4 protein-coding genes and 1 pseudogene are annotated in these 2,700 nt (G+C 37.5%); 3 read left to right on the top strand and 2 right to left on the bottom strand.

All coding sequences use genetic code 11. The features are described from left to right. Positions 1-484: ABC transporter permease (locus A5875_RS02400; RefSeq protein WP_141108319.1), on the top strand; the 484-nt coding region annotated here is incomplete at its 5' end. Between the two features lie 86 nt (positions 485-570). On the opposite strand, the pseudogene A5875_RS23175 reads toward A5875_RS02400, so the two are convergent. Beyond that, positions 571-711, bottom strand: a pseudogene (locus A5875_RS23175) (family 1 glycosylhydrolase); the annotation flags it as partial. On the opposite strand from A5875_RS23175, the gene A5875_RS24295 reads away from it, so the two are divergent. Further along, positions 698-934, top strand: a complete 237-nt coding sequence (locus tag A5875_RS24295; protein ID WP_088934608.1) for a substrate-binding domain-containing protein — start codon at positions 698-700, stop codon at positions 932-934. The pseudogene A5875_RS23175 and the gene A5875_RS24295 overlap by 14 nt on opposite strands. A 197-nt stretch (positions 935-1,131) precedes the next feature. Here the strand turns inward: A5875_RS24295 and A5875_RS02390 are convergent, their stop codons facing one another. After that, on the bottom strand, positions 1,132-2,010 hold the full coding sequence (locus A5875_RS02390) for a MurR/RpiR family transcriptional regulator (protein WP_088932127.1): 879 nt from the start codon (positions 2,008-2,010) through the stop codon (positions 1,132-1,134). Between the two features lie 169 nt (positions 2,011-2,179). Between A5875_RS02390 and A5875_RS02385 the strand changes: the two genes are divergently transcribed. Beyond that, positions 2,180-2,608 carry a hypothetical protein gene (locus A5875_RS02385; RefSeq protein ID WP_242551304.1) on the top strand — a complete coding sequence of 143 codons (429 nt, stop codon included), beginning with the start codon at positions 2,180-2,182 and terminating at the stop codon, positions 2,606-2,608. Positions 2,609-2,700 lie beyond the last annotated feature (92 nt).

Below are 2,700 nucleotides of genomic sequence, written 5' to 3'. Positions count from 1 at the left end.
CAATAAAAGTGCTAATGAACAATTACTTTTTTCAGATTCAGCAGAAATGCTCACTGATTTAACAGGCACCTTAGTCAATACAATCAGTTACGTTTTGATTGGTTTTGCCGCTATCTCATTATTGGTATCTACAATTATGATTGGTATCATCACCTATGTTTCAGTGATTGAACGAACTAAAGAAATTGGAATTCTCCGTAGTGTCGGTGCTCGCAAAAAAGATATTTCAAGAGTTTTCAATGCTGAGACCTTAATTATTGGTTTTACTGCTGGTACACTTGGAGTTGTCCTTACCTATCTGCTTAGCATTCCTATCAATGCTATTGTCTTCAATTTGACTGGCATCACGGGCATCGCTGCTTTAAATCCATTGAGTGCTGTTTTACTAATAGGAGGAAGCATGGTATTAACCTTGATTGCCGGTTCAATTCCCTCCAAAATGGCTGCGAAGAAAGATCCAGTGATTGCTTTAAGAACGGAATAGAACGACAAATAAACACTAATGATAAGAGATAGTCTACAAAGTAGGCAATGGCGTATATTCAAACGTCATTGCCTGCTCCTCTTCATTTAAAATTCTTCGCCATTTGATGCGATCACCTTTTTGTACCAGCTAAATGAATCTTTCTTATACCGTTTCATTAAACCATTCCCTTCATTATCCCGATCCACGCGGATCATGCCATAACGTTTCTCCATTTCATCTGATGATGACACTACTGCTGTCGGCGCAACGAAAGCGTTACAAGAATATGGTTATAAAGTTCCGGATGACATAGTTGTTGCAGGTCGACCAAATAGTGAGATTACAACACCTCCGCTCGCTACTATTGACGAAAACAGACATCTACTGGGAGTTGCAGCCATAGATACCTTAGTCGATTTAATTGACGGAAAAAGTGAAAACAACTTTAAGTTTCGCATTAATACTTAACTCATAAAACGGGCATCTACTTAAGTAGATTACCCTCGTGATAGATTATTATGCCAGTCAACAGTCGTAAGCCCAATTAAATAGATGCTATTGCGTTCTTTTTATCTATTAGTATAAAAAGGCTAAGCCAAGAACCGGTTTCACAACTTCTTGGCGTAGCCTTTTCTTGATTTCAATTAAATATTTCCGTTATTCCATCATCTCTCCTTCAAAATAGACGAATCTGAAGACCGTTCTGTCTCAATCTGTTTAGAAGAAGTAATCTTCAAACGAACATTCTCGTCGTATTCTTGAGAAAAGATACAGGAGTAAATGACATTTAATAAGTAACTTGTAGCGGTATCAGTTGAAAATGTGGAAATCTTGGAATAGAGTCTTTCTCGGGTCGAGATGTTCAGTGTGACAGCTGCTTTTTTGGCGGTAGTATTCTCACCAATACTAGTAATTGCAATAATCGGCACCTTATTTTCGTTTAGCAAATCAGCGATCCGATTAAGAATCGTCGTTTCCCCTGAATAGGTAATAATCATCGCACAGGAATCAGCGTCGGCAAGTTGCGCGTCAAATAGAACTTCACTTTGCAGACTGTGGATGCGAACTTCTTTTTTGATTCGCTTCATTTGATGCTGAAATGTTTGCGCAACAAGCAGGTTGCTGCTGACAGCAAACAAATGGATCCATCGACTCTTCATAAGAATATTTACCACCGCTCTCAAATCGTCATGGGTCACCAGTGAAAGCGTGTCTTCAATGGATTCTATCTCTAATTTAGCAATTTTATTGGCCACCGAAACAAAGGAATCTGCCTTTGTAAAAGGATAGTTTGCGTCGATACTTGAGTCGCTTTTCGCTAAATAGTCTAATTCATTTAGGTAGTCTGTTTTAAATGCAAGCCACCCGTCATAATTCAACTTCTGGGCGATGCGTACCAAGGTGGATTTTGAAGAAAAAGTGGCTTTCGCGATCTCTGTTGTTGTTTGATTCTGAATATTGTGCTGTTCCTTCAATAGATAATTTACTACGTGCCTTTCGCTCGCTGAAAATGAATAGGTTTCTAATTTTTCCTGTAATAGCATGTCTATCTCTCCATGATTGTAAAACTTCGAATAACGTTCCAAAATAACCGTAGTAAAAACAGAGAATCATGAAACCTTGTTCTAATCTCATCTAAAATCATTCAAAGTGATTATACCAATTGTTAGGATGTATTCGAAAGATGAATTGCATGAAAGGAAGATTGACCAGATGAAAAATCAAAAGATCATTATCGTCGGAGAATCAGACAAACGAAACATCACAAAGGAGTTAACTACACGGATGAAAATATTACTAAAAGAAACAGGGGTTGATAAAAACATTAGCTATTATTCGATAGACAAAGTGAAAAACAGGTCTTTCTCAGGTGATATTTTACTAGCCGGGTTACCGCTTATGCGATCAATTGAAGTAATCAATCGTTTATCTAGCAATTTTTCCTATGTTGGTTTTATTGACACGAATGCCTATAGTCAAATCGACCCGCAAAGACTTCTAGATCAACTTACTATGATTAACCACTTCGATCAGGACACGCTACAAGAATTTCGACCAAGAAACAACTGGTCATTCTTCGATTATTTTCATATTAACAATATTATGAAACAGCAAGTGAAGAAGCAACCAGCCGTGAAATGATATGATAGGAAAATAAGCCCAAAATAAGTGGTCGCTGTCAATTATTGATAAACAGTGACCACTGGTCTACGATATATTTTTCTTGATTATCA

This window comes from Enterococcus sp. 3H8_DIV0648 (assembly GCF_002140655.1).
GTDB lineage: Bacteria > Bacillota > Bacilli > Lactobacillales > Enterococcaceae > Enterococcus_A > Enterococcus_A hulanensis.
The sequence above is the reverse complement of the archived record's forward strand: the minus strand, read 5'-3'. Positions and strand labels throughout refer to the sequence as shown.

What these genes read in the sequence shown, in the direction of transcription:
- A5875_RS02390 (WP_088932127.1), bottom strand. Translation starts at nt 2,010, where the DNA reads ATGCTATTACAGGAAAAATTAGAAACCTATTCATTTTCAGCGAGCGAA.
- A5875_RS02385 (WP_242551304.1), top strand. Translation starts at nt 2,180, where the DNA reads ATGAAAAATCAAAAGATCATTATCGTCGGAGAATCAGACAAACGAAAC.